Origin of the sequence: Streptomyces sp. NPDC006365, from assembly GCF_042870755.1 — a bacterium.
GTDB lineage: Bacteria > Actinomycetota > Actinomycetes > Streptomycetales > Streptomycetaceae > Streptomyces > Streptomyces xiangluensis.
Window position 1 is genome coordinate 558,698 of the sequence record NZ_JBIAHS010000001.1, and the last position, 26,280, is coordinate 584,977.

The window sequence follows — 26,280 nt, forward strand, 5'->3', positions numbered from 1 at the left end:
CGGGACTCACGGCACGCTGATGCGATCAGAGACCGGCGACCAGGCTGGTGACCGGGGCCGTGTTGAGGCCGGTCGCACCCTCGACGGTGCCGACGGCGGTGTCAACGATGCCCGAGACCGGGGCAACGGAGTCCAGCGCGCCGGTGACGGTGCCCAGGGCGTTGACGGACAGGCCGCCGGAGACGGTGTCGAGGTCGGCGTCCGAGATCTCGACGGTCTCGACCTGGGGGGTGGAGTTCATGTGGGAACTTCCCTTCCTATTGATATTCACAAGGGGGGAGCGGCCCCCTCTGGGGGACAGATGGTCGGCCGCGTCCGCAAGGCCCGGGCACCCGTTGCCGGGAACCGTGGGGTGACCCTGCGGTGCGATGGATCAAAGCACGCTGCCGCGCCGCGCTTCCAATCAACGGCCCATGTGATCAGGGCATTTGCGGCCGACAGAAGCCCAACCGTGCACACCTGCGCACGGCTCGGTGGCGACTTCTTCACACGATCCCCGGTGTGATCGCTCCGATGCCCTTGCGGACGTACTGGCGAAACAGACACTCCCGAACCAATGAGGCGGCAGCCGCCGGTCCGCTGTGCAGATTCACCACCCGCCGTGACCCGGCTGCGTAATCGGTGTGCAGATTTCCTGAAGCCGGGATTCCGGTCTCTGACGCGAACGCGCTGTTACTTCGCGGTGGCGGAGGGCGAGTGAACGAGGAAGTTCGCCAAGGGAGTTGAACACCCCACGCGCCGCATCCGTACCAGTCGGCATCCAGGCGCCGCCATCAGCTGCCTAGCGGCAGCGCGGACCCCGTCCCCACAGGAGGTCAGGAACTTGAGTCACAAGCGAACACCAAAGCGCAAGGCCGTCATAGCAGCGGGCAGCGTGGCGGCGCTCGGAGCGGCGGCACTGATCCTGCCCAACGCGATGGCGTCCCAGGACGAGGGAACGGACAGCACCGCCGCCCCCAAGACGGTGAAGGCCGCGGAGGCCCAGGACCTCGCCTCACAACTGGCCTCGCAGCTCGGTGAAGCGTTCGCCGGCTCGTGGTACGACGGCGACAAGCAGCAGCTCATCATCAACGTCGTCGGCGACAACAACAACGTCATCGTGGGCGAGCAGGCCGGCGCGGTTGTACAGCAGGTCGACAACAGCCTGGCCGAACTCGCGGCCGCCGAGCAGACCTTGAAGACCAAGGCCGCTGTCCCCGGCACCGCCTGGGCCATGGATCCCAAGACCAACAAGATCCAGGTCACCGCCGACAGCACGGTCACGGGCTCGAACTGGGACCAGGTGGAGTCGACGGTCAAGTCGCTCGGCTCGGACATGGCGTCCGTCAAGAGGTCCGCCGGTGAGTTCAAGACGTTCGCCGCGGGCGGCGACGCCATCTTCGGTGGCGGTTCGCGTTGCTCGCTCGGCTTCAACGTCACCAACTCGGAGGGTGACCCCGCCTTCCTGACAGCGGGTCACTGTGGTGTCGCGGCCGCCGAGTGGTCGGAGGAGGAGGGTGGCGCGCCGATCGGCACGACGGACGCCGCCACCGCCACGTTCCCCGGTGAGGGCGACTTCGCGCTCGTCGACTACGACGACCCGGCCACCGAGGCGCCCAGCACGGTGAACCTCGGCGGCGAGCAGGTCGACATCGCGCAGGCCGCAGAGGCCGAGGTCGGTATGCCGGTCACCCGGATGGGCAGCACCACCGGCCAGGACTCCGGCACGGTCACCGCCCTCAACGCCACCGTGAACTACGCGGAGGGCACGGTCACCGGTCTGATCCAGACCGACGTCTGCGCCGAGCCCGGTGACAGCGGCGGCTCGCTGTTCAACGAGAACAGCGCGATCGGCCTGACCTCCGGCGGCAGCGGCGACTGCACCGTCGGCGGCGAGACCTTCTTCCAGCCGGTCACCACCGCCCTGGAGGCGGTCGGCGCGACGATCGGCGACGGCGGAGCCGGCGGCGGTGCCGGTGAAGAGGCTGGTGCCGGTGGCGCGGGCGCTGGTGAAGAGGCCGGTGCCGGTGAGGAAGCGGGCGCTGGTGAAGAGGCCGGCGCTGGTGAAGAGGCCGGCGCTGGTGAGGAAGCGGGCGCTGGTGAGGAAGCGGGCGCTGGTGAGGAAGCGGGCGCTGGTGAAGAAGCCGGTGCCGACGAAGAAGCCGGTGTGATCGCGGGCCTGACCGGCTGACGCTTCGTAGATTTCGGCCGTACGCGCAGAACGGCCATGGTGGGGTGGTCCGGCTCTCCGGCGGGAGGGCCGGGCCACCCCGCGTGTATGTGAGGGTGGCGTGCGGCCGTCAGCCGTCGCGCGCGCGGAGCAGCAGCAGCGCCACGTCGTCGACCCGCTCCCGCTCCGTCCCGCTGTGCCGTACCAGCGCGTCGGCCAGCTCCTCCAGCGGATGGTCGCCGATCTCGGTGAGCCGCCCCGCGAGACGGGCCAGCGCCTCCTCGATATCGGCACCGGGGGACTCGATCAACCCGTCGGTGTAGAGGGCGAGTACGGACCCGGGGGCGAGCGACACCTGAGTCGTCGGATACGTGGCCGCCTCGTCGATCCCGAGCAGCGGCCCGCCGGCCAGATCGAGCACCCGCACCTGCCCGTCGGGCCTTCTCAGCAGGGGCGGCGGATGCCCGGCCCGGGCCATCACGGCCTGGCCGTGCGCGGGGTCCAGACGCAGATACACACAGCTCGCGAAGAGCTCGCTGCCCAGGTCCATCAGCAGCCGGTTGGTGCTGCTCATGACCTCCTCGGGCGGCTGGCCGACGGTCGTGTACGCGCGTACGGCGGTCCGGATCTGTCCCATCAGCCCGGCTGCCGTGACGTTGTGGCCCTGCACGTCCCCGATCACCGCCACGGCCCCGCCGGGCGTCGGCGCCAGGTCGTAGAAGTCACCGCCGATCTCCATGCCACGGGTGGCGGGCAGATACCGGGCGGCCGCCTCGATACCGGGCAGCGACGGCAGCGAGGGCGGCAGCAGGGCCGCCTGCAGACCGTGCGCCAGCTGGTGCTTCACGTCGTACAGCCGTGCCCGCTCCAGCGCCTGCGCGATCAGCCCGCTCATGCTGGTCAGCACGGCACGCTCGTCGGCGGGGAAGTGATGCGGCTCGGCGTACGCGAGGACACAGGTGCCCACCGGACGGCCCGACGCGATCAGCGGCAGATACGCCCAAGCCGCCATGCCGTCCTGTGTCGCGTACTGCTCCGGATAGAGCCGCTCCATCTGCCGGCGGGACTCGAAGAACGCGGGCACCCCACTGGACAGCGCGTGCACCCCGGGCGACTGCGCGGTGAGCGACATCCCGTCGAACCGCTCCACGGCGTGCGGGTCCGGGTAGCCACGGTGGCCGAGCACGTGCAGTCGGCCGCCCTGGGAGCCGAGGAGAACCAGCGCCTGGCTGCCGATGGCGGGCGCGATCTCGTCCGCGACCAGCTGCACCACGTCCTGCACACCCACCGCCTTGGTGAGCGCGCCGGACAGGTTCAGGACGTGCGACATGGTGACGAGACGCGAGCCGCCGTCCGCAGGCCGCTGCCCGGTGCGGCCGGTCCCCTCCGCCGACCGTGCCCGGGAGATCCTGAGGCTCAGCCCGTTCGTACTCGGATACAGCCGGAACGACAGCCAGTCCGTCGGCGGTCGCAGCGCCACGAACGACGTCACCTGCTGGCCCAGCAGAGCGGCACGGTAGCGGTCCTCGAAGAGCGGGTCGTTCAGCCACGGCACGCACGCCCACAGATGCGAACCCAGCAGCGCGCTGACCGGCAGGCCGAGCAGCTCGCCCGCCGCCGCGTTGGCGAAGCTGATCCGGCCGTGCAGATCGAGCGCGCACAGCCCGTACGGCAGCCGCGCCACCATCCGCACGGCCTCCACCGCGCCGAGCGTCCCCGCCACGGTCGCCGCCGACGCCGGGGCGAGCAGGTCCGGTTCGGGGCGCACCGGGTGGCCCTCCTCGGCGGCCCGCTCAAGGCGCAGCGCGAGCCGGCCGCAGGCCGCGGTCAGATGGTCCCGCTCCCGGTCGGACAGTTCCGCCGGGCGCGTGCCCGGCCAGGTCACGAAGATCGCCCCGTACACGGCACGCTCGGTCGCCACCGGCACCGCGGCCAGCGCGAACGGATAGGGCAGGACCACGGCGATCCGCGGATAGTCGCGGGCCATGTCCTCCTCGCCGCCGACCCAGACGAGCCGCCGGTCGCGCACCGCCTTGGCCACCGGGACCGGCGCGCTCAGCCCCACCCGCTCCCAGGGCGCCGCGAAGGCCCGCGGCAGACCGGCCATCACGGCCATCTCCAGGACCTGCTCACCCGGCGCCAGCAGATAGACCGCGCCGGAGTGCGCGCCGACATCGTCCATGATCGCGGCCAGCGTCAGCGAGAGCAGCGGCCGGCCGACCGGCGCCGCACGGCGCTCCGACTGCCGCCCGGACGTCTGGTCGGACGTTTGATCGGACACGCCGACCACCTCCTCCCACGGCAGACATGAAGCAGCCCAGGGTCAAGGCTCCCTCTTGTACGGGGTTCCCGCACAGGGAGCACCTACAGTGACCGCCGGTCACGTACCGTCGTAGGGGCTGCGCATGCGACCCGGACGCGCTGTAATTGCGGACGTGGTCAGTGACGGCGCTGCGGGACGCAGAACACGAACGCTGCGTGCCGAACTTGCCCTCAAGACCCTTCACGCGGAGCCCGGTTCGTTTGAGCGGCTACGCAGCGTCATCGAGCTGGTCCTGGTCTTCAGCGGCGCGGTCGTCGCCGCCGTGTACGCGCCCAGGGACGACCGGCTCACCCTGCTCGAGTCGGCGGGCGTACCGCGGTCCTTGTACGGGGTGCGCGACAGCTATCCGCTGACCGGCGGCTCGCCCGCGGCGGAGTCGTACCGCCTGGGACAGCCGCTGTGGTTCGGCCCCGAGGAATTCGCCGTCAGCCCCGACACCCGGCGGACGTCCGTGGGGGACTTCTCGCTGGCCGCCCTGCCGCTGCCGCCCGGCCCGCATGGCGGCGGCTGTCTGATCGCCGTGACCGACAGCCCCGGCGGCTTCGACACCGAGGACCGGCACTGTCTCGGGCTTCTCGCCGAGGCCATGGTCTGCCCGGAGCCAGCCCGGCCCGCGCCCGAGGACGCCGTGACGGCCGAGGACCTGCTGCCCCACACCTCGTTCAGCCTGGCCATGGACACCGGGCGCGTCGAGGTCGACGACGAGACGCTGGAGCTGTTCGGCATCGGGCGCGAGGATTTCGACGGCAAGGTCGAGACGCTGCTGGGCATGACCGTGCCGGAGGACCTGCCCTCGCTGATGTCCGTGGTCGAGGCTGACCACATGTCCATCGGCGACCGTGAGCTGGAGTTCCGTATCCGCCGGCCCACCGGGGAGCAGAAGTGGCTCAGGCTGCGCGGACGGCTGCTGTCTCCGGGGGACGGGCAACCGGACCGGCTCGTGGGCACCGTCGCGGACGCCTCGAAACTGCGGTCCCGCGTCAACGAGGTGGGCCGCGTCCAGCGCCTCGCCGCCGACCTCGCCACCGCGGGCACCGTCCGCGACGTCAGCCAGGCCGTCGTCACCGCCCTGCGCCAGCCCCTGCTGGCCGACCGGATCGCGCTGGCCGAACTGGAGGGCGACCGGCTCGTCGTCACCGTCCTGGACCCGCCCGAACCGGAGGCATGGCCCGAGCTGTGGCGCAGCGAATGGCGCTCGGAGTGGCCCGACGCGCCCGTACGCACCATGCCGACCCTGGCCGCCGCCCTGCGCGAGGGCCGCGCCGCGATCTGGCCCGCCGGGACACCGCTGGAACCCGCGCTCGCCGACGTCGGTCCCGGCGGCCTCGCCGTCCTGCCGCTGCCGGCCGGCGGACGCATGGCAGGAGCCTGCCTGATCGGCTGGGACACCCCGCACGACTTCGGCCCCGACGAGCGCGCCCTGCTCACCGCCTCCGCCGGGCTCGCGGGCCAGGCCCTGATGCGCGCCCACGCCTTCGACGCCGAACACGAACTCGTCGGCACGCTTCAGCGCACGCTGCTCCCGCGCCGGCTGCCCACCCTGCCCGGCGCGGTCGCCGTCGCCCGCTATCTGCCCACCACCGCGGGTCTGGAGGTGGGCGGCGACTGGTACGACGTGATCCCGCTGCCCGACAACCATGTCGGGCTCGTCATCGGCGACGTCCAGGGACACAACGCCGGAGCCGCGACCCTCATGGGTCAGATGCGCACCGCCCTGCGCGCCTACGCCGTCGAAGGCCACCCCCCGGACGTGGTGGTCTCGCACGCCAACCGGCTGCTCATGGACATGGAGACCGATCTCTTCGCCACCTGCGCCTACGTCGACGTCGACCTGGAGGAGGGCACGGCCTGGTGCGTACGGGCCGGACATCTGCCCCCGGTCCTGCGCCACCCGGACGGCACCACCGAGATCGTGATCACAGAGGGCGGACCCCCGCTCGGTGTCGTCACCCAGGCCGAATTCCCGATGACCGAGATACCGCTACGGCCCGGCGCGCTGGTGGCACTGACCACGGACGGTCTCGTCGAGTCCGCCGAACTCGACCTCGAGGACGGCCTGCGCCGTATGTCCGACCAGATGGCGGCCTCCGACCCCGCCCACCTCGGTCTCGTCGCCGACGCCCTGCTCACCTACGCCAACCGCTCCGACGACGTCGCCCTGCTTCTCATGCGCTACGACGGCATGGCGCTGCGCCCCGAGCGCGAGAGCTGGACCGTGTGGCGCGTACCCCAGGCCGTCGGCCACGCCCGCCGCTTCACCAAGCGCACCCTGCGCGCCTGGGGCGTCACCCAGCAGACCGATGCCATCCTCCTGGTCGTCTCCGAACTGGTCACCAACGCCCTCGTCCACACCGACGGCCAGGTCCGCCTCGACCTCACCTTCATCAACAACCGCTTCCGCGTAGCGGTGGCCGACATCTCACCCCGCACACCCATCAAGCCCACCAGCATCGGCTGGGAGGCCACCGGCGGCCGGGGCATCCTCCTGGTCGAGGCCCTGTCGGCAGCGTGGGGAACGGTCCCGGTCAGCGGCGGCAAGCAGGTCTGGTGCGAGATCGCCCTGAGCTGAGCGGTACGCCGCCGTGATCCGCCCTAGGCTTTCAGGCGTGTTCCGCCTCCTGCTGATGTCCGACACCCACCTCCCCAGGCGCGCCAAGGAGCTCCCGGCACCGCTCCTCGCCGAACTCCCGCGCGCCGACGTCGTGATCCACGCAGGCGACTGGGTGGACGTGGCCACCCTCGACCTCTTGGAAAGCCGGTCGCGGCGGCTGATCGGCGTGTACGGCAACAACGACGGCCCCGAGCTCAGGGCGCGCCTGCCCGAAGTGGCCCGTGCCGAACTGGACGGCCTGCGCCTCGGCGTCGTCCACGAGACCGGCGCCGCTGCGGGCCGCGAACGCCGTTGCGCCGCCCGCTTCCCCGACCTCGACGTCCTTGTCTTCGGCCACAGCCACATCCCCTGGGACACCACGGCACCCACCGGCCTGCGCCTGCTCAACCCCGGCTCACCCACCGACCGCCGCCGCCAGCCGCACTGCACGTACATGACCGCGTTCGTGGACGGCGGCCGGCTGACCGACGTGACGCTGCACCGGCTGCCGCCCCGTCATCGCGAGGTCTTGAGCGCCGACTCCCGCGACGGCGCCTGAGCCGCCCCAGAAAGGCGAGTACCACCGCGACGGCCGCCGCCGCGGCCACGGCGCGTTTGGCGAGCGAAGGACCGGCCGTCCGTACGAGGCCGATCGGCTCGGCGGGCGTGGCTCGGCCTCGGGCGTGGTGGCTGGGAAGGCCCGCAGCAACTCGCCGAGCCGGGTGCCGCCGCGCCAGTCCGGTACGCCGGGGCGCGCCGCGCAGCGCGAACACGGCCGGCAGGCGCCGCAGTTGGTCCCGCTCAACGGTGCTCAGCCCGGCGAAGTCGCGGTGCCGCGGCACCTCCGCCGAGCTTGCGAGAACGGCGCCGGGCACGGCGTCCGGCTCGCCTTCACCCTTGGCAGGTGTACGGGGAGAGGCGGCGTCCCGTACGACCATCCGCAGCCGTGGCGGGGGAGCCGCGGACAAGATCCTGCCATCCGCCCCCGCGCCCTCGAAGTACGCGGCGGGCCTTGTTGAGCGTTAATCCGTTGCCGCCGCTCGCGGTCGCCTGCTGCACTACGGGGGACAAGCCGTCAGGAAGATCCGTCAGGAAGATCAAGGAGCAGCGATGCGAGCAGCGTTCATGTCCACCCAGGAAGGAATCCCCCTCACTCCAAAGGACATGACGCCAGGTGCACTCGCTGAACTTGGGAATTCTCGCGCACGTAGACGCCGGTAAGACGAGCCTGACCGAGCGGCTCCTGCACACCGTCGGGGTCATCGACGAGATCGGCAGCGTCGACGACGGCAGTACACAGACGGACACACTCGCGCTGGAGCGGCAGCGCGGCATCACGATCAAATCCGCCGTCGTCTCCTTCGCGATCGACGACGTGACGGTCAACCTGATCGACACCCCCGGCCACCCCGACTTCATCGCCGAGGTCGAACGGGTACTGAGTGTGCTCGACGGCGCGGTCCTGGTGATCTCGGCCGTGGAAGGCGTACAGGCGCAGACCCGCGTCCTCATGCGGACGCTGCAACGGCTGCGCATTCCGACGCTGATCTTCGTGAACAAGATCGACCGCGCCGGAGCGCGTTACACGGAGCTGTTGGAGAGCATCTCCACGCGGCTCACCCCGGCGATCGTCCCGATGGGAGAGGTCCGCGAACTGGGCGGCAGGGACGCCCACTTCACCTCGCACGACGGCTTCCCGCCACGCCTGCTCGAACTGCTCGCCGAGCACGACGACGCACTGCTGGCCGCGTACGTCGACGAAGAGGCGACCGTCTCGCAGGACCGGCTGCGCACCGAACTCGCCGCGCAGACCGGGCAGTCACTGGTGCACCCGGTGTTCTTCGGCTCGGCCGTCACGGGCGCGGGCGTCGATGAACTCATCGACGGGATCCGGGAGTTGCTGCCCTCCACCGAGCGGGACGCGGACGGTCCGGTTTCGGGCACCGTCTTCAAGGTCGAGCGCGGACCGGCGGGAGAGAAGATCGCGTACGTGCGGATGTTCTCGGGCACGCTGCGCACCCGCGACCGCGTCACCTTCGGCGACGGCGAGGACGGGAAGGTCACCGGCATCACCGTCTTCGACCGGGGCTCGGACCCGCGGGGCGATCAAGTGCCCGCAGGGCGGATCGGCAGGCTCTGGGGGCTGACCGGCATCCGTATCGGAGACACCCTCGGCGTACCGCGGAAAGGGCCGGACGAGCACTACTTCTCACCACCGACCCTGGAAACCGTCGTCGTGCCCCGCGACAGGACTGACAAGGGTGCTCTGCACCTCGCGCTCACCCAACTCGCCGAGCAGGACCCGCTGATCAACCTGCGGCAGGACGAGATCCGGCAGGAGATCTCGGTGTCCCTGTACGGAGAGGTCCAGAAGGAGGTCATCCAGGCCACGCTGGCCGAGGAGTTCGGCCTCGACGTCGGCTTCCGCGAGACGACGCCCCTGTGCATCGAGCGGCTGGTCGGCACCGGTGCGGCCGTCGAGTTCAACGGCAAGGAACCGAACCCGTTTCTCGCGACCGTCGGACTGCGCGTCGATCCGGCGCCGGTCGGCTCCGGCGTGGTCTTCCGGCTGGAGGTCGAGCTGGGGTCGATGCCGTACGCCTTCTTCAAGGCCGTCGAGGACACCGTGCGGGAGACGCTCGGCCAGGGACCGCACGGCTGGCAGGTCACCGACTGCACGGTCACCATGACGCACTCCGGCTATTCACCGCGGCAGAGCCATGCGCACCAGGGCTTCGACAAGAGCATGTCGAGCACGGGTGCTGACTTCCGCGGACTGACGCCGCTGGTGCTGATGGACGCGCTGCGGCAGGCGGGCAGCCTGGTGCACGAGCCGATGCACGCCTTCCGGCTTCAGGCCCCGGCGGACACGCTGGGCGCGGTGCTGCCCGTCCTGGCGAAGCTGCGCGCCGTACCGCAGACGACTCAGGCGCGGGGCACGGCGTCCGTGCTCGAGGGCCGGATCCCGGCGGCCCGGGTGCACCAACTGGAGCAGCGGCTCCCGGCGTTGACCCGAGGCGAGGGTGAGCTGGAGACCGCCTTCGACCACTACGCACCGGTCGCCCGAGGCGCGCTCCCCGAGCGGGAGCGGACCGATCACAACCCTCTGGACCGGAAGGAGTACCTACTCAACGTGACGCGACGTGTCGGCGGGTGAAGGCGAACTCCCCTTGAGAGGAAGGGGACTTACTCCAGAGTAAATTGGGTACTTACTCTGGAGTCAGGGGTGTTGACGGGGCCGCTGAAGCATTGCGAATGTAATGAACATGTCAAAGATGACGGATATGTTCCGATTGCGTATGCCTGTGCTCGGTGTGTTCCTGCTGCTCACCGGCCTGCTGACCACGGCGGGCGCCCAGCGCGCCACCGCTCTCCCCGACGACCTCTGGTTCGACGGACCCGCCGCGGCCACCCTCACGGTCAAGAACGGCCGCTTCACCGACGGCCTCGGCCGCGAGGTGGTGCTCCGCGGCTACAACGTCTCCGGTGAGACGAAACTGGCGGAGAACAACGGCCTGCCCTTCGCCTCGGTCGCCGATGCCAAGAAGTCCGCGACCGCGCTCCGGGCACTGGGCGGCGGCAACTCCGTCCGCTTCCTGCTCTCCTGGGCGTACGCCGAACCCGAACGCGGCAAGGTGAGCGCCGAGTATCTCGCCGCCGCCACCGGCCAGATGCGTGCCTTCCTCGACGCCGGGATCCGTGTGTACCCGGACTTCCACCAGGACCTCTACTCGCGCCACCTCTTCGACCCGGACAGCTGGTACACCGGCGACGGAGCCCCGAAGTGGGCCGTCGACGCCGGGAACTACCCGGACGAGTACTGCGGGATCTGTCCCTTCTGGGGCCAGAACATCACCCAGAACAAGGCTGTGACACAGGCGACCTACGACTTCTGGCACAACAAGTACGGGCTCCAGGAGGCATTCCTCACGACCGCCCAGAAGACCATGGCGTACGTCGAACAGAACCTGACCGCCGCCCAGTTCGCGGGCGTCATCGGCTTCGACCCGTACAACGAGCCGCATGCGGGCACCTACGACTCCGGGCAGAGCAGCCGCGCCTGGGAGAAGGACGTGCTGTGGCCGTTCTATGAGAAGTTCCGCGCCCGGATGGACGCGGCCGGCTGGCAGGACAAGCCCGCCTTCGTGGAGCCGAACCTCTTCTGGAACGCCAACCTCGACTTCCAGAAGCAGGAGGGTGGCCTCCTCGACGCGGGCAAGATCGGCCCGGACTACGTCTTCAACACCCACTTCTACGACCAGAAGGCGATCTCGGGCATCTTCATGCCGGGCAAGGCGGGCGACGGTCAGTACAGCACCGACTTCGGGGTGGTGCGTGACCGTGCCGCCGCGGCCGGCACGGCGGGGATCATCAGCGAGTTCGGTCATCCGCTGGCGGGGCTCGTCTCCGACAAGGCCCCGACCGTCCTCAAGGGGATGTACCAGGCCCTCGACTCCCGTCTGCCGGGCGCCAGTTGGTGGTCCAAGCCCGCAGAGTCCGGGCCGGTGCTCTCCGGTTCGCAGTGGCAGTGGGACATCTACAACGGCCGCCACAAGGAGCTGATGAACGGCAACCCCGACAAGGTGCTCACCCACGGCGACGCCTGGAACGACGAGGACCTGTCCGCCGTACGCCTCGACGATTCCGGCAAGGCCGTACTGCGCCAGGACGCCCGGCTCCTCGACCGCGTCTATCCGAGCGCCACCGCGGGCAGCACCGTCGCGTTCACGTACGAGGACCGCTCCCGCGACGGCTCCACGACCCTGACCTGGAACCCGGTGCCGGACTCGCTCCCGCGTGTGAAGGAACTCGTGGGCTCGGGCCAGTACGCCCTCCATGTGTGGCGCTCCGACGGCAGCTCGGCCCCCACCGAACTGCACCTGCCCGCGTCCTTCCCGACGTCCTCCACCTCGGTGGTCTCGGACCTCGGCACGACGGCGGCCCCGCCCTCGTACACGAAGACCACCCCGATCGCGGTCGCGAACGAGCCGGGCGGGACGGGCAGCCGTCGACTGCTCCTGACCGCACCCGGCTCGGGCACGCACTACGCCCTGGTCACCAATGGCGCGACGGCTCCGTCCGCGGAGCTGCTGAGCGCCGCGCGGACGGAGCTGGCCAACTGGGCTGCTGCGAAAGCGGGTTGAGCGAAGGTCAGCCGGCGGACGGGCCCGTCCAGTCCGCCGGGACCTTGGCCAGGCGTACGCGCTGAGGGTGGTCGCCGACCTCCACCGACGCCGTCTTCTTCCCCGTGGCGAAGTCGATGGCGGTGACCCGGTCGGAGCCGCTCTCGGAGATGACGCAGGACTTGCCGTCACCGCTGACGGTGGCCCAGTAGGGCTTCGAGGCGGTGACGAGCGGGCCCTCCTGGAGGGAGGAGCGGTCGACGACGGTCGCGTAGTCGTCCATCGTCCCGGCGATGCACAGCTTGTCGCCGGCGGGGCTCATCGACATGCCGTGGTGGCGCGAGTCGTTGACCCAGGTCGTACGGTCCTCACTGGTCGCCGGGTTCTTCGGGAGGGTCTTCACCCGGGTGATCTTGTCGCTCGCGACGTCGTACTCGACGAAGCCGTTGAAGAAGGACACCTGGAAGTAGAGCTTCGACTCGTCCGGGGTAAAGGCGACGGGACGTACGGCGTCGGACAGGTCCTTGCGGCCGAAGGCGTCGAGCCGCTCACGCATGTCGATGACCTTGACCTGATCGTATGTGTTCGCGTCGACGACGGTGATCTTGCGGTCGCCCTTTGTCCAGTCCAGCCACGGGGCGTCGGTTGCGGTGTTCACGTCCCCGATCGACATGTTCCACAAGTACCTGCCGTCCTCGGAGAAGACGTTCTCGTGCGGCTTGTCACCGGTCTTGAACGAACCGAGCTGCTTGCCGGTGGCGATGTCCAGGACGTGCACGGTGTTGGAGATCGAGGCCGATACGGCGACCCGCTTGCCGTCGGGGGAGACCGCCATGTGGTCGGAACGGTAACCGGACACGGGGAAGCGCCAGTTGATCTTCCCGGTGGCGAGGTCGATCGACACGACATCGGCGAAGCTGGGCCGGGAGACCACCATGGCCGAGCCGTCCGGCGTGGAGTACATGTCGTCGACGTACTGGTCGTGGCCCTCACCGACGCCGTTGCGGATGGCCGTGAAGTAGATCCACTTGATCGGGTCCGCGTTGATCTCCGCGATCCGCTCCTCCTTGTCCGGGATGACATTGATCCGGCCGATCTTCGCGAGGTCGCCGCCGGGCTTGATGACGTCGGCGGTGCCGTCCCAGTTGTTGCCGACGAACATCACCTCGCGCAGATCCGCGGCGGCGTTCTTGCTGCCTTTGGAGGCGTCCTGAGTCTCGGCCGTGGCCGCCGCCGACCCGGCGACGGTCAAGGCGAGGGCGGCTGCGAGGGAGCCGACGTGCCGGGCTTTGAAGGCAGTCATGACTTCTCCTGAATGTTGGGCGCATGACAAGGTGTGCGAGAGGGGGAGTCTGAATACGCGGGCGTTCAGAGTTACTTACTGGAAAGTAAGGAGTCGATGCCGCTCTGCACAAGACGTCGAAGACGACAAAATTGGTCACCTATGTGACATGTGAGATCGGGGAGGCCCCAGTGACGGGCAGGCTCAAAGCGCCGACCGGCCGTTATGGCGGCAAGTCCGCCCAGGAGCGGCAGGCCGAGCGGCGACGACGCTTTCTGGACGCCGCGCTCCAGCTCTTCGGCGACAGCCCCGGCTACCGCGCCACGACCGTCGCCGCCCTGAGCGAGGCCGCCGGGTTGTCGACCCGTCAGTTCTACGAGGAGTTCCGCAACTTGGAGGACGTACTCGCCGCCCTCCACCTCCAGGTCAACGACTGGGCCGAGGAAGCCGCCCTGGCCGGGCTCGCCGAGGCGGACGGCCGGCCGATCGAGGAGCGCGTCACCGCGGCCTTCCGTGCCTATGCCGCCGATGTCACCGGCGATCCGCGGCGCCTGCGTATCGCCTTCGTCGAGATCATCGGCGTCAGTCCCCGTCTCGAACGGCAGCGGCTGACCCGCCGCTCCCGCTGGATCGACTTCATCTGCGCCGAGGCCGACACCGCCGCCGAACGCGGCGAGGCGGCGTCCCGCGACTACCGGGTCGCCGCCGCCGCCTTCATCGGCAGCGTCAACGGACTGCTGCACGACTGGAGTTCGGGCTGGGTCGACGCGACGCTCGACGAGGTCGTCGACGAACTCGTGCAGATGCTTCTGGGAGTGCTGCAGCCGGTGGGATGGAGAGGGCCCGGGTCGGACGAGAAGTGACCCGGGCCCTCGGTGGGGCGCTTGCTAGCCCTCGTCGTCCCATTCCTGGAGCAGGGTCTGGTCGACGATCTTCCCGTTGCGCAGCTCCACCATCGAGCTGGCGAGGACCTTGACGCCGTCGGGGTACTGGCACGATTCCGTGTACGCGAGGTGGTCGCCCTGGACGATGCACTGTTCGACCTTGTGGGTCATGTCGCGGCTGTAGACGTCGTTGAGCATCTCGCTGATCTGGTCGCGACCGTGCATGACCTTCGGGTGGCTGGGCTGGGTGTTGCGGTCGACGACGCGGAGCTCGGCGTCGTCGGCGTACAGCGACAGGAGTGCGTCCGCGCTCTGGCCTTCGATGGCCCGGCGCAGAGTTTCGGTGTCGAAGCCGGGGGCTGCGGCAGTGCCCATGGTGAACCTCCTGGTGGACGGTCTTCGAAGGCCGGGGCCGCGCGGGGGAGCGGGCCGCGAACGGCCTCTCCCTTCGAGACTCCTCCTGCTGGAAGGCGCCAGCAAGCGCAGCCGTAAGTCTTCCGTCATCTCTTGATCGGTGTTGTGCGGGCGTCGGTCGGATTGAATGAGGGCGAGAAGTTCTGGGCTTTTGGAGGGCAGGGTGGGGCACGTGCGCAGGGTGTTGAGCGGGCCGGTGATCGCGGGTTTCGTGGTGGTGGCCGTCGTCGTGGTCGGGGTGGGGCTGTACTGGTTCCAGCCGTGGAAGCTGTGGCAGGACGAGACCGTGCAGGAGTCCCTGCCGGCTGCCGCCACACAGACGCCCCCGGCCGAAGAGCCCGCAGGCGAAGCCCCCGCGGACGAACCCTCGAAGGCCGCCGCCACGCCACCCGAGCCGGCCGGGCCCCAGACACTGGCGCGCGGTGACCTGATCAGCCACGAGCACGCGACGTCCGGTACGGCGACCGTGCTGCGGCTGGCCGACGGCTCCCACGTACTGCGGCTGGAGAACCTCGACACCAGCAATGGCCCGGATCTGCGGGTATGGCTGACCGACGCGCCGGTCAAGGAGGGCAAGGCCGGCTGGGGTGTCTTCGACGACGGGAAGTACGTCAGCCTCGGCAAGCTCAAGGGGAACAAGGGCGACCAGAACTACGTCCTGCCCGCCGACACCGACCCCGCCGCGTACACGAGCGTGAGCATCTGGTGCGACCGGTTCAACGTCTCGTTCGGCGCGGCGGCACTGGCCCGCGCGTAAGCGCTCCGCTGGAAGCACAGTGATGAACCCGCGGGCCGGTGGGGCTGGTCGCAGCCCCGCGCCCTCGGGGGCGGGTCATGCCGCACCGGACTTCACCAAGGCCGGGCTGGATCCTTAGGCACCCAAGCCTGTGACTTGTATCACAAAGGGTCTAGGGTGAAAACACTTGGAGGACTTACCCCGGCGGCGGGCCGAGTGGCGGTGCGCGGCGGGGCCGCCTCCAGGCGAGGGAAGTGATCCCGTTGTCCGTCGCCTGGGACAGCATCGGTGGGCTCGTCGATGCCCACGAGCGTTTTATGGCCGGCGCGCGGGTCGACTCCGAGGTCCGGAGCCCGGTGCTCGCCTCCTGGAAGCGGTGTAGGTCCGCAGGGGTGGTGCCGCACCGTCTCGTGGTCCCGTACGCGCCGGATCTGACACTGGACGAACGGTTCCTGCGCGCGGCCGACCCGGTGCTCAAGGACCTGAGCGTGGCGCTCGCCCAGGTCGGCATGACGGTCGCCCTCTGTGACGCACAGGCCCGCATGATCCAGCGCCTCGGCGGTGACCGGGACCTGCGTGAACGCCTCGACGAGGTGAGCTTCGCTCCGGGTTTCGACGCCTCCGAGCACACCGCGGGCACCAACGGCGTCGGCACCGCGCTGGCCGCGCGGAGTCCCTGCTACGTGGTCGGCCGCGAGCACTTCGCCGACTGCCTGCAGCCGTTCGCCTGCGCGGGCGCGCCCGTCCGGGACCCGCTCAGCGGACGCATCGAGGCAATCCTCGACATCACCTGCCTGCGCGACAACGGCGACCCAGCCATGGTGCGGCTGGTCCGTGAAGCCGCCCGGGACATCGAGACGCGACTGCTGGAGCAGGCCACGGCACGGGAGCGGGCGCTGCTCGCCGCCTACCGGCGGGTCACCCAGGACGCGGGCAGCGCCGACGACCGGCTCGGGCATCCGCGGGCGGGGCACGGGAACGCGCACGACGGCGGCGACCTCCGTCCGATCGACCTGGCCGTGCTGCGGGAAAGGGCCGAGGCGCTGATCGCCTCGCCGAACCGCACCCTCGATGAGGTGCCTCTGTCCGGTGGGCGGATCGCCACCCTGCTGCGTCGCCAGGTCAGGGGAGCGGAGGGAGAGACGGGCGTGGTCGTCGAGGCCCGCCTGCTCGGCGGCCCGCGGCTGCGTCATCCCGCACTCGACGCGCAGGCCACGCCGGCCGACACCGCGCTCGTGACCGCTCCGACCATGCCCGTCCCCTCGCCGTCCCAGGTGCCGCGGCCGGCCGGAACGCCCCCGTTCGTCATGCGTACCGCCGTGCCACAGAAGCCCGCCACGGCCGGGGCGGAACCCGGGAGCCGGGCCGGAACGGACGGGGACGGCAGCGCAGACGGTGCCGGTGCCGACGGCTGGCCGCTGCTCGTCGGGGAGCTCGGTGTCGGCCGGCTGGCCGTACTCGCGCGCAGGCGGCTGGAGTTGCTGCACGACGCCGGCGTCCGGATCGGCACCACCCTTGACGTCGACCGCACCGCGGAGGAACTGGCGGAGGTGACCGTTCCCCGGTTCGCCGACTTCACCGCCGTGGACCTGCCGGAATGCGTACTGCGCGGCGAGGAGCCGGAACCGCTCGGCGGGGACAGCGCGCTGCGCCGGATCGCGCTGGGCGCCGCACATGACGATTCCCATCTGTACGGCGTCGGCGCCCCGGTCCAGTACGTCCCCTCCACGCCGCAGGCGCGCTGCCTGGAGAGCGGGCAGTCCGTACTCGAACCCGTACTGGCCGAGGCCGGCGGCTGGATCGCCCAGGACCCGCCACGGCTCGAGCGGGTGCTGGAGGCCGGCATCCACTCCCTGATCGCCGTGCCGCTGCGGGCCCGCGGCACCACCCTCGGCGTGGTCAGCTTCTTCCGCTGTGAGAAGCCCGCCCCTTTCGAGGACGACGACCTCTACCTGGCCCAGGAGCTCGTCGGCCGCGCGGCGATCTGCATCGACAACGCCCGCCGCTACACCCGCGAGCACAACACCGCCCTCGCCCTGCAGCGCAGCCTGCTGCCCCGGGGCCGCTCCGTGCAGAACGCCGTCGAGGTCGCCTACCGCTATCTGCCCGCCCATGCCGGGGTGGGCGGCGACTGGTTCGACGCCATCCCGCTGTCCGGCGCCCGGGTCGCGCTGGTCGTGGGCGATGTCGTCGGCCACGGACTGCACGCCGCCGCCACCATGGGCCGGCTGCGTACCGCCGTGCACAACTTCTGCGCCCTGGACCTGTCGCCCGACGAGCTCCTCACCCAACTCGACGACCTCGTCGGACGGCTCGACCGGGGCGAGGGCTGGGCCGTGGAGCACGCCCAGCCGGACGCCGGCATCGTCGGTGCCACCTGCCTGTACGCCGTCTACGATCCGGTGTCCCGGCGCTGCACCCTCACCCGCGCCGGGCACCCCGTCCCCGCGGTCGTCGGACCCGGCGGGGTGGTGGACTTCGTCGATCTGCCCTCGGGGCCGCCGCTCGGTCTCGGTGGGATGCCCTTCGAGACCGTCGAGCTGGAACTGGCCGAAGGCAGCCAACTGGTGCTGTACACCGACGGCCTGATCGAGGACCGGCACCGGGACATCGACGCGGGCCTCGACAAGCTCCGCACCGTCCTCGCCCATGCCGACCGCGGGCCGGAGGACACCTGCGAGGCGGTCCTCGACGCCCTGCTCCCGAGCCGCCCGAGCGACGACGTGGCCCTGCTCGTGGCCCGTACGAAAGCAATGGGTCCCGAGCAGGTCACCCAGTGGGACCTGCCCAGCGACCCGGCGGTCGTCTCCCGCTCCCGCGCGACGGTCACCGACCAGCTGACCGACTGGGGCCTCGACGAACTGGCCTTCACCACCGAACTCGTCGCCAGCGAACTCGTCACCAACGCCATCCGGCACGCGACCGGCCCCGTCCAGCTACGGCTGCTCCGCGACCGGGCGCTGATCTGCGAGGTCTCCGACGGCAGCAGCACCTCGCCCCGGCTGCGCCGCGCCAGGAACGAGGACGAGGGAGGGCGCGGCCTCTTCCTCGTCGCCCAGCTCACCCAGCGATGGGGAACCCGCTACACCACCAACGGCAAGATCATCTGGACCGAACAGCCACTGCCGCGACCGCTTTGAGAATCGGGTCGAGGGTGGGGAACTCAGCCCCCCGGAACGGGGGGTGGCCCTACTCCAGACGCTCGGGTTGCCTGGATGGGGCGAGGAGTTGACGATCCGTAACGTCTGACGCATGGGTACGCAGACACGCGGGCGGTTCAGTCGGTCGGCATGGGTGAGGGTGACGCTGGCGGTGGCCGGGGTCGGGGCGATCGGGGCGACCACCCTGCTCGGCTCCGGCGCGGGAGCCCTGGGCGCCGACAGCGAGGGGGTCTCACGCGGCCGGTTCCAGCGGGACGCGGACGCGGTTCGGGACACCGGCGCCACCGGACTGGTGGCCAGGGCGCGGGACGCCGCCGGCCGGGACATGTCGGTCAGGTCCGGCGTCGCCGATCTGGAGCGGGGCGGGCCCGTGCCGTACGACGCCTACTACCGGATCGGCAGCGACACCAAGACCTTCGTGGCCGTCGTCGCCCTCCAGCTGGTCGCCGACGGCAAGTTGAGCCTGGACGACACCGTCGACAAGTGGCTGCCCAAAGTGGTCACCGGCAACGGCAACGACGGCAGCCGCATCACCATCCGCAACCTGCTCCAGCACACCAGCGGGCTCGTCGACTACACCGACATCCTCTTCGGCGACCCGGCTGAGCTGACGCCCGGGCGCTATCGCGAGCAGCGCTTCAAGGTCCGCACCCCCGAGGAACAGGTCGCGCTGGCCATGACGCGCAAGCCCGGCTGGCTGCCGGACGCCGACGACCCGGGGTCCGAGACCCGCTGGGCGTACTCCAACACCAACTACGTACTGGCCGGCATGATCATCGAGAAGGCCACCGGTCACCGCTGGGAGCAGGAAGTCCACGAGCGCGTCATCGAGCCGCTGGACCTGCGCCACACTCTCACCCCCGGCACCTCGCCATACGTCCCCCGGCCCACCGCCACTGCGTACCTCCAGTTCCCCGGCCGCGACGACCTCACCGACACCACGCTCGCCGTGGAGGGCGGCGCGGACGGTGCCGTCATCAGCACCACCGACGACATGAACACGTTCCTGCGCGGCCTGATGAGCGGACGGCTGCTGCCCGCGGAGCAACTGGCGCAGATGCGCACCACTGTCCCGGCGCCCGACGAGGTCGGCGGCGACAAGACGCGCTACGGGCTCGGCATCGCCTGGCGCCCGGTCAAGGGCTGCCCCGAGGGTGTCTGGCACCACGGCGGCACCTCCTTCGGCACCGTCTCCGAGTCCGCCGTCACCCCGGACGGCAGGGTCTCGGCCGCAACGGCCGTCTTCACCACCCGCTTCGGTGACGAGAAACGCTTCATCCAGCAGGCCGAGGCCACCATCGACCTGATCGACCGTGCGGTCTGCGGCCGACAGGGTCAGTAGCCCGCGTCACGGGTGGGGGTGGGCCGGTGCGTGCGTGGCCTCCTCGATCTCGTGGGCGGCCTTGCGCAGCAGTCGCCGGGCCAGGTCGTTGAGCGCCCTGGCCGCGGCGAGTTCCTCACCGACCTGGGCCTGTTCCGGATCGTTGGGATTGCGCTTCGCATGGCCGCGGGTCGTCAGCCGCGTGGTGTCGGGCAACTGCAGGGTCGCCCTCGCCTCGCTCTCGGTCTCGGACCGGTCGATGTCCAGGTCGATATGCCAGTTGAGGTGTGCCATGGTGCTCACCCGTTCGCGCCCGCCGGAGTTCCGTGCAATGGCGACGAGTGCCCGGATCCCGGGGCCGTATGCGTCGGGGCTTGCCGGCATCGGCGTACGTCACGCGAGGGCGAAGTATCGCAGCCACACATAAACGAGGGCGAACGCCACCGTGACCGCGGTGACGATCAGGCCGTACCTCGTGAACTGCCAGAAGGAGATGGGCTGGCGATTGCGTTCCGCGATGCCCAGGACGACGACGTTGGCGGACGCGCCGATCGCGGTGGCGTTGCCGCCGAGGTCGGCGCCCAGGGCGAGGGACCACCACATGACGTGATCGCTACCGCCGCCCATGTTCTCGACCAGGTCACCGGTGATGGGCGCCATCGTGGCGACGTACGGAATGTTGTCGACGATGCCCGACAGGACCGCGGAGGCGCTCAGCATCGTCAGGGATCCGCCCAGTTCGTTGTCACCGATCGCGTCGGCCAGGGTCTTGGAGACCTCACCGATGACACCGGTGTCGATCAGTCCGCCGATCATGATGAAGAGGCCGGCGAAGAAGGCGAGGGTGGGCCATTCGACCTCGGCCAGGACCTCGCCGGTCTCCACCGAGGAGATGGCGATGAGGAGCCCGGCGCCGAGCAGCGCCACGATGCTGGGCTCGTAATGCAGCACAGGGTGGAGAACGAACCCGGCGACGACCAGGGCGAGCACGATCAACCCCTGGATCAGCAGCCGCGGATGGCGGATGGCCTCCCGCTCCTCCAGCGCCATGATCTCGGCGGCCCGGTCCTCGTCGTACACGAAGGTCTTGCGGAACATCACCCGGCACAGCACGACGAGGACGACCACGAGGAAGGCGGACAGCGGGGCGAGGTGGATCAGGAAGTCGTTGAAGGTCAGACCGGCGCGGCTGGCGATGATGATGTTCGGGGGATCGCCGACGAGGGTGGCCGTGCCGCCGATGTTGGAGGCCAGCACCTCGGCGATCAGGAACGGCGCGGCGCGAAGGCCGAGCCGCTCGCAGACCAGCAGCGTGACGGGGGCGATCAGCAGAACCGTGGTGACATTGTCGAGGAGCGCCGAGGCGACCGCCGTGATGACGACGAGCATCGCCATCACTCGGAACGGCTTGGCGTGTGCCTTCTTCACGGACCAGATCGCCAGGTACTCGAACATGCCGGTCTTCTTCAGCACGCCGACGATCATCATCATGCCCATGAGCAGGAAGATGACGTTCCAATCGATTCCGGAGTGCTCGGAGTAGAACGCCGAGACGTCGTCGGTCGCCCCGATCGCGAGCATCAGGCCCGCGCCTCCGAGGGCCACGGCGACGCGATGGATCTTCTCGCTGATGATCAGGGCGTACGCGCCGACGAACACGACGATCGCGGCCCAGCCGTGCCAGTCGTTCATGATTCACACCGATCGGAAGAGAGAGTGATCCTCTGCTTGCCGACCAGGCTTCCCGGCACACCGGGGCGAACCTTACCCGTTCATGACGCGTCTCTGGCAGGTGGCCTCTGCGCAGGGGAGGAGCCGGAATCCTGCCGGGTTCCGGAACACGGAGCGCGATGCCGCCCTTACGACACGGCGCCGAGCAGCCGGTCCAGCAGATGCGAGGCGGTGATCACGCCGAGCAGATGCAGACCGGCCTTGTCCTTCTCCACCACCGCCACCAGCGGGCTGCGCACCTGCGCCATCAGCGCCGCGACTTCGAGGGCGGTGTCGTCCGGCGCGGCGACCGGCGGCGCCGGCACGGACTTCGACAGACAGTCCCGTACGGTCCGGCCCCTGAGCGACTGGCACAGCCGGTCGGCGTGGCGCTCGTCGACCACGGCCGCCAGCGTCGGGTCCTCTGTGACGTACTCCGGTACCAGGATCTTGATCATCTGGGAGGCCGGCAGGATCGCCTTCGGCGCGCCCGACTCGTCGACCACCAGGAGCGCGGGCAGCCGGTGCCGGGCCATCAGCCGTGCCGCCTCGAGGGCGTCGGTGTCGAGACCGACCGTCTCGTACTCCACTGCCAGATCACGTGCCCGCACGATCGGCTCCTGTCTCCCGCTCGGTCGCCGCACCGCTCATTGTCGCTCCCGCCTCGGTGTGACGCGGTGGTGGGCGCCGTGGGCGTGCATGATCCGCGCGAGGACCGTGCCGAGGAACGCGGCGGCCAGGAGCAGGACGAGCCGCGCGGCGTCGAGGCGTCCCTCCCAGCTGAGTTCACCGCGGGGCGCGATGGCGAAGTTGTTGAGGAACAGCCAGCACACGAGGGCGATACCGGGCGCCGCGCGGAAACGGGCGGGCAGCCCGAGCAGCACCGCGAGCCCGCACAACGCTCCCAGCGCCAAGGACGGGCTGGACAGTCCGCCGACGGCACCGAGCACGGCCACCAGGAGGCAGGATCCCGCGAAGGCCGCCATGCACACGAAGCCGGTCGCCACCGGCTCGGGCACGGGCCTGACGGTGGGGGTCCGCAGCGGATGCCACTCCACCATGACTGCTCCCCTCACCCGTCCCTGTGCGTACGAGGTTGCCGCTCTCTCACAGCAACGCACGGCGAGCCACGTTCGTCGACCGTCTCGGGCCGGCCCGATGGATCCTTGTCGCTCGTTGACGAAATACGTACATCACTGAGCTGAACCTCAACTCAGTTCGGCGAAGGACTCCACCGCGTGGGTCTTGCCGGTGACGATGAGGACGTCGCCCTTCTGGACGACGGTGTCGGCGGTCGCGTACGTGAAGCCCTCGCCGGGCCGCTTGATGCCGACGACCGTGACGCCGTACCTGCGGCGGACCTGGCTCTCGCCGAGCGGCATGCCCGTGACGACCTGAGGGGCGACGGTCTTCACCAGGGCGTAGTCGTCGTCGAACTCGATGAAGTCCAGCATCCGGCCGGTGACCAGGTGGGCGACGCGTTCGCCCATCTCGTGCTCCGGCAGCACGACATGGTGCACACCGAGGCGTTCGAGGATCTGGCCGTGCTGGCGGCTGATGGCCTTGGCCCACAGGTTGGGCACCTCGGCCTCCAGAAGATTCGAGCTGACCAGGATGCTCGCCTCGACGTCCGTACCGATGGCGACGACGGCGCTGGTGAACTCGTGGACACCGAGCTGACGCAGGGCTTGGACGTCGGTGCAGTCGGCGACAGCGGCGTGGGTGAGGCTGTCGCTGTACTTCTGCACCAGCCGGGCGTCGGTGTCGATCCCGAGGACGTCCCAGCCGCGCCGCATCAGCTCGCCGGCCAGTGAGGAGCCGAAGCGGCCCAGGCCGATGACGGCGACGCGCTGGTCGGCGCCGCCGCGGGCGGGGGTCTCGGCGCGGCGCTTGCGGCGCCAATGACGCAGGGAGGGCAGGTGCTTAACCAATGACGGGTCGCTCCTCGGGCAGTTCGTAGCGGCGGGTGCGCTCGCGCAGGGCGAGGGCCGAGACGAGGGTGATGGGGCCGAGGCGGCCGACGAACATCAGGACGATCAGCAGCAGTTGACCGGTCGTCGGCAGGTCGGCGGTGATGCCGGTGGACAGGCCCACCGTGGCGAAGGCGGAGACGACCTCGAACAGCACCGCCTCCAGACGCTCCTCGGTGAGCGCAAGGAGGGCGAGCGTGGAGGCGATGACCAGGCCGATGCCCAGCAGCGCCACGGTCAGCGCCTGGCGCAGCACCTGCGGGGCCAGCCGGCGGCCCAGCACCACGGAGTGACTCTCGCCGCGGACCTCCGCGGTGATCGCGGCGAACAGGACGGCGAAGGTGGTGACCTTGATGCCGCCCGCGGTTCCGGCACTGCCGCCGCCGATGAACATCAGTACGCAGGTCATCAGCAGCGTCGAGGCGTGCAGGGCGCCGATGTCGAGGGAGTTGAACCCGGCGGTGCGCGACATGGCCGAGTGGAAGAAGCCGCTGAGGATTTTCTGCGCCACGCCCTGCGGGCCCAGCGTCGCCGCGTTGGTCCACTCCAGCAGGCACGTCAGCACGGTCCCCGCGACCAGCAGGACACCGGTCATGATCAGCGTCATCCTGGTGTGCAGCGTCCAGTTGCGGCGCCCGGTCGTCCGCCGCCGGTTGCGATGGCGCAGCAGCTCCAGCATGACGGGGAAGCCGATGCCGCCCAGGATCACGGCGGCGGCGATCGGCAGCGTGACCCAGGCGTCCTGCGCATAGCGGGTGAGGCTGTCGGCGTGCAGCCCGAACCCGGCGTTGTTGAACGCCGACACGGCATGGAAGTAGCCCAGGTACACCGACTCGCCGAAGCCGTTGCCGTATCCGTAGCGGAAACGCAGCGCGAGGACGGCGCTCACCGCGAGCTCGACGATCAGGGTCGTACCGGCGACACCGATCAGCACCCGGCGTACGTCCCCGATGCCGAGGCTCTTCGTCTCGGCCTGCGCGGTCAGCTGCATCCGCAGGCGCAGCCGGCCCGAGACCAGCAGTGCCAGCAGCGAGGCCATCGTCATGATCCCGAAGCCGCCGACCTGGATCAGCGCGAGGATCACTCCCTCGCCGAAGCCGCTCCAGTACGTTCCCGTGTCGACCACCGCCAGACCGGTGACGCAGACCGCGGAGGTGGACGTGAACAACGCCGCGACGAAGCGCGTGGCGGAGCCGTCCTCGGAGGCGGCCGGCAGCGTCAGCAGCACAGCACCACCCAGCACCACGACGGCGAATGCCACCACGACCGCACGCGCGGGATGCGCCGCGAGCAGCGAGGGCCACGACCGCACCCGCGTCAGCAGTCCCGCCACCGCCCGTTCCTTCCCCGTATTCCGAGAGCCGTCGCCGCGTATCGCCGGCGTCAAGCGCTTGTCAAAGGCTCGTCAAGATCCCGCCGCACACGTTACTTCGTCCGCTGCGCGCAATAGTCCACACAGCCGCCGTCATCGTCCACAACGGTCGCTCTAGCATCGTGCAAAGCCAGTCGCGCGGCTCAGTCACACGTACGCGTACATCAGCTCTCCAAACCCCCACGGATGGAGAATCCCATGCGCAGGACGAGCGCAAGGATCACTTTGATGAGCGTCGCCGCCGGGACGGCCGTTGTACTGGCCGTCACCGCGGCGACCACCGCGAACGGAGTCCCGACCGAGTCGGAAGGCGACAAAGCGGTAGCTGCGGCAGGCCCCATCGGTTTCGGCGCCGGTACGACGGGAGGTGCGGGCGGCAGCACGGTCACCGTGTCCAACGCCTCCGCCTTCACCTCGGCCGTTCAGAGCAGCGGCGCCACGATCGTGAAGGTCGACGGCACCATCTCGCTCAGCGGCATGACGAAGGTCGCCGGCAACAAGACCATCGTCGGCGTCGGCACCAATGGCAAGATCACCGGTGGCGGTCTGAACGTCAGCAAGGTCAACAACGTGATCATCCAGAACCTGGCCTTCTCGGGCTCCGGCGACGACGCGATCAACGTCGAGTACGCCGAGAAGGTCTGGATCGACCACAACGACATCTCCGGCGCCGGCGACGGCGGAGTCGACATCAAGCGGGCCTCGAACAACATCACCGTTTCGTGGAACCGCAGTCACGACCAGGACAAGAACATGCTGCTGGGCCACTCCGACGACAACGGCAGTGAGGACAGCGGCAAGCTGAAGGTGACGTACGACCACAACTGGTTCGACGGCACCGGCCAGCGCAACCCGCGCGTCCGCTTCGGCAACCCGGTCCACGTGCTGAACAACTACTTCAGCGACATCGGGTCCTACGGCGTGGCGTCCACCGAGGGTGCGGGTGTGCTCGTCGAGGGGAACTACTTCGAGAACACCGAGGACCCCTTCCACCTCGGCGAGGGCGACTCCGGACCCGGCACGCTGGCCGCCAAGGACAATCACTTCGAGGGCTCCGGCGAGGGCCAGACCGGCGGCAGCGTGGCGAGCATCCCGTACGACTACACCGCCGACGCCGCCTCCGGCGTGAAGGCCGCGGTGATGGCGGGCGCCGGAGTGGGCAAGATCTGACGCACCATTCGATCCGGTGCACACCGGACTCCCACCGTGCGGCACCTGATGGCCGCACGGACACCGGGGCAGGAC

20 protein-coding genes are annotated in these 26,280 nt (G+C 69.9%); 10 read left to right on the forward strand and 10 right to left on the reverse strand.

The genetic code is table 11. The features are described 5' to 3' along the window. Positions 1-25: 25 nt before the first annotated feature. On the reverse strand, positions 26-241 hold the full coding sequence (locus ACFYO0_RS02550) for a hypothetical protein (protein ID WP_033318983.1): 216 nt from the start codon (positions 239-241) through the stop codon (positions 26-28). A 582-nt stretch (positions 242-823) separates the two neighbouring features. Between ACFYO0_RS02550 and ACFYO0_RS02555 the strand changes: the two genes are divergently transcribed. Next, complete coding sequence (locus ACFYO0_RS02555) at positions 824-2,170, forward strand: S1 family peptidase (RefSeq protein ID WP_388669378.1); 1,347 nt, start codon at positions 824-826, stop codon at positions 2,168-2,170. Between the two features lie 109 nt (positions 2,171-2,279). Here the strand turns inward: ACFYO0_RS02555 and ACFYO0_RS02560 are convergent, their stop codons facing one another. Continuing rightward, positions 2,280-4,439: a SpoIIE family protein phosphatase gene (locus tag ACFYO0_RS02560; protein ID WP_388669380.1), complete on the reverse strand. Its 2,160-nt coding sequence runs from the start codon at positions 4,437-4,439 to the stop codon at positions 2,280-2,282. A gap of 115 nt (positions 4,440-4,554) precedes the next feature. Between ACFYO0_RS02560 and ACFYO0_RS02565 the strand changes: the two genes are divergently transcribed. The 4 genes from ACFYO0_RS02565 to ACFYO0_RS02580 all read left to right on the forward strand — a co-directional run bounded on the left by ACFYO0_RS02565 (position 4,555) and on the right by ACFYO0_RS02580 (position 12,206). Next, positions 4,555-7,041 (forward strand): SpoIIE family protein phosphatase, encoded by a 2,487-nt coding sequence (locus ACFYO0_RS02565; protein ID WP_388669383.1) that lies wholly within the window; start codon positions 4,555-4,557, stop codon positions 7,039-7,041. Positions 7,042-7,078: 37 nt separating this feature from the next. After that, positions 7,079-7,621: a metallophosphoesterase family protein gene (locus ACFYO0_RS02570; RefSeq protein ID WP_388669386.1), complete on the forward strand. Its 543-nt coding sequence runs from the start codon at positions 7,079-7,081 to the stop codon at positions 7,619-7,621. A 615-nt stretch (positions 7,622-8,236) separates the two neighbouring features. Then, the gene (locus tag ACFYO0_RS02575) at positions 8,237-10,219 is read left to right on the forward strand and encodes a GTP-binding protein (RefSeq protein ID WP_388669389.1); all 1,983 of its coding nucleotides are present in this window, start codon (positions 8,237-8,239) and stop codon (positions 10,217-10,219) included. A 127-nt stretch (positions 10,220-10,346) separates the two neighbouring features. After that, positions 10,347-12,206, forward strand: coding sequence for an endoglycosylceramidase (locus ACFYO0_RS02580; protein WP_388670819.1), 1,860 nt, complete (start codon positions 10,347-10,349; stop codon positions 12,204-12,206). 7 nt (positions 12,207-12,213) lie between these two features. Here ACFYO0_RS02580 and ACFYO0_RS02585 read toward each other — a convergent pair whose 3' ends face one another. Next, complete coding sequence (locus ACFYO0_RS02585; protein ID WP_388669392.1) at positions 12,214-13,488, reverse strand: YncE family protein; 1,275 nt, start codon at positions 13,486-13,488, stop codon at positions 12,214-12,216. A gap of 170 nt (positions 13,489-13,658) precedes the next feature. Between ACFYO0_RS02585 and ACFYO0_RS02590 the strand changes: the two genes are divergently transcribed. After that, on the forward strand, positions 13,659-14,330 hold the full coding sequence (locus tag ACFYO0_RS02590) for a TetR/AcrR family transcriptional regulator (RefSeq protein WP_388669395.1): 672 nt from the start codon (positions 13,659-13,661) through the stop codon (positions 14,328-14,330). Between the two features lie 24 nt (positions 14,331-14,354). On the opposite strand, the gene ACFYO0_RS02595 is transcribed toward ACFYO0_RS02590, so the two are convergent. Then, a complete protein-coding gene (locus tag ACFYO0_RS02595; protein ID WP_388669398.1) occupies positions 14,355-14,726 on the reverse strand; it encodes a nuclear transport factor 2 family protein in 372 nt (123 codons plus the stop codon). Between the two features lie 202 nt (positions 14,727-14,928). On the opposite strand from ACFYO0_RS02595, the gene ACFYO0_RS02600 reads away from it, so the two are divergent. The 3 genes from ACFYO0_RS02600 (at position 14,929) to ACFYO0_RS02610 (ending at position 20,004) form a co-directional block, all read left to right on the forward strand. Beyond that, positions 14,929-15,522: a DM13 domain-containing protein gene (locus tag ACFYO0_RS02600; protein ID WP_388669401.1), complete on the forward strand. Its 594-nt coding sequence runs from the start codon at positions 14,929-14,931 to the stop codon at positions 15,520-15,522. 233 nt (positions 15,523-15,755) lie between these two features. Further along, positions 15,756-18,641, forward strand: coding sequence for a SpoIIE family protein phosphatase (locus ACFYO0_RS02605; protein ID WP_388669403.1), 2,886 nt, complete (start codon positions 15,756-15,758; stop codon positions 18,639-18,641). A gap of 112 nt (positions 18,642-18,753) precedes the next feature. After that, entirely contained in the window at positions 18,754-20,004 is a 1,251-nt protein-coding gene (locus ACFYO0_RS02610) for a serine hydrolase domain-containing protein (RefSeq protein ID WP_388669406.1), read from the forward strand. 6 nt (positions 20,005-20,010) lie between these two features. On the opposite strand, the gene ACFYO0_RS02615 is transcribed toward ACFYO0_RS02610, so the two are convergent. The 6 genes from ACFYO0_RS02615 to ACFYO0_RS02640 all read right to left on the reverse strand — a co-directional run bounded on the left by ACFYO0_RS02615 (position 20,011) and on the right by ACFYO0_RS02640 (position 24,996). After that, the gene (locus ACFYO0_RS02615) at positions 20,011-20,367 is read right to left on the reverse strand and encodes a DUF1876 domain-containing protein (RefSeq protein WP_388669409.1); all 357 of its coding nucleotides are present in this window, start codon (positions 20,365-20,367) and stop codon (positions 20,011-20,013) included. Positions 20,368-20,376: 9 nt separating this feature from the next. Further along, the gene (locus ACFYO0_RS02620) at positions 20,377-21,675 is read right to left on the reverse strand and encodes an SLC13 family permease (RefSeq protein WP_388669411.1); all 1,299 of its coding nucleotides are present in this window, start codon (positions 21,673-21,675) and stop codon (positions 20,377-20,379) included. 167 nt (positions 21,676-21,842) lie between these two features. Continuing rightward, complete coding sequence (locus ACFYO0_RS02625; RefSeq protein ID WP_388669414.1) at positions 21,843-22,304, reverse strand: CBS domain-containing protein; 462 nt, start codon at positions 22,302-22,304, stop codon at positions 21,843-21,845. 36 nt (positions 22,305-22,340) lie between these two features. Beyond that, on the reverse strand, positions 22,341-22,754 hold the full coding sequence (locus ACFYO0_RS02630; protein WP_388669416.1) for a hypothetical protein: 414 nt from the start codon (positions 22,752-22,754) through the stop codon (positions 22,341-22,343). Positions 22,755-22,901: 147 nt separating this feature from the next. Further along, positions 22,902-23,624 (reverse strand): potassium channel family protein, encoded by a 723-nt coding sequence (locus ACFYO0_RS02635; RefSeq protein ID WP_388669419.1) that lies wholly within the window; start codon positions 23,622-23,624, stop codon positions 22,902-22,904. Further along, positions 23,617-24,996 (reverse strand): TrkH family potassium uptake protein, encoded by a 1,380-nt coding sequence (locus ACFYO0_RS02640; RefSeq protein ID WP_388669422.1) that lies wholly within the window; start codon positions 24,994-24,996, stop codon positions 23,617-23,619. Before ACFYO0_RS02640 ends, ACFYO0_RS02635 begins: the two co-directional genes overlap by 8 nt. A 267-nt stretch (positions 24,997-25,263) precedes the next feature. Here ACFYO0_RS02640 and ACFYO0_RS02645 point away from each other — a divergent pair, with 267 nt between their 5' ends. Then, on the forward strand, positions 25,264-26,205 hold the full coding sequence (locus ACFYO0_RS02645) for a polysaccharide lyase family 1 protein (RefSeq protein WP_388669425.1): 942 nt from the start codon (positions 25,264-25,266) through the stop codon (positions 26,203-26,205). Positions 26,206-26,280: the final 75 nt, after the last annotated feature.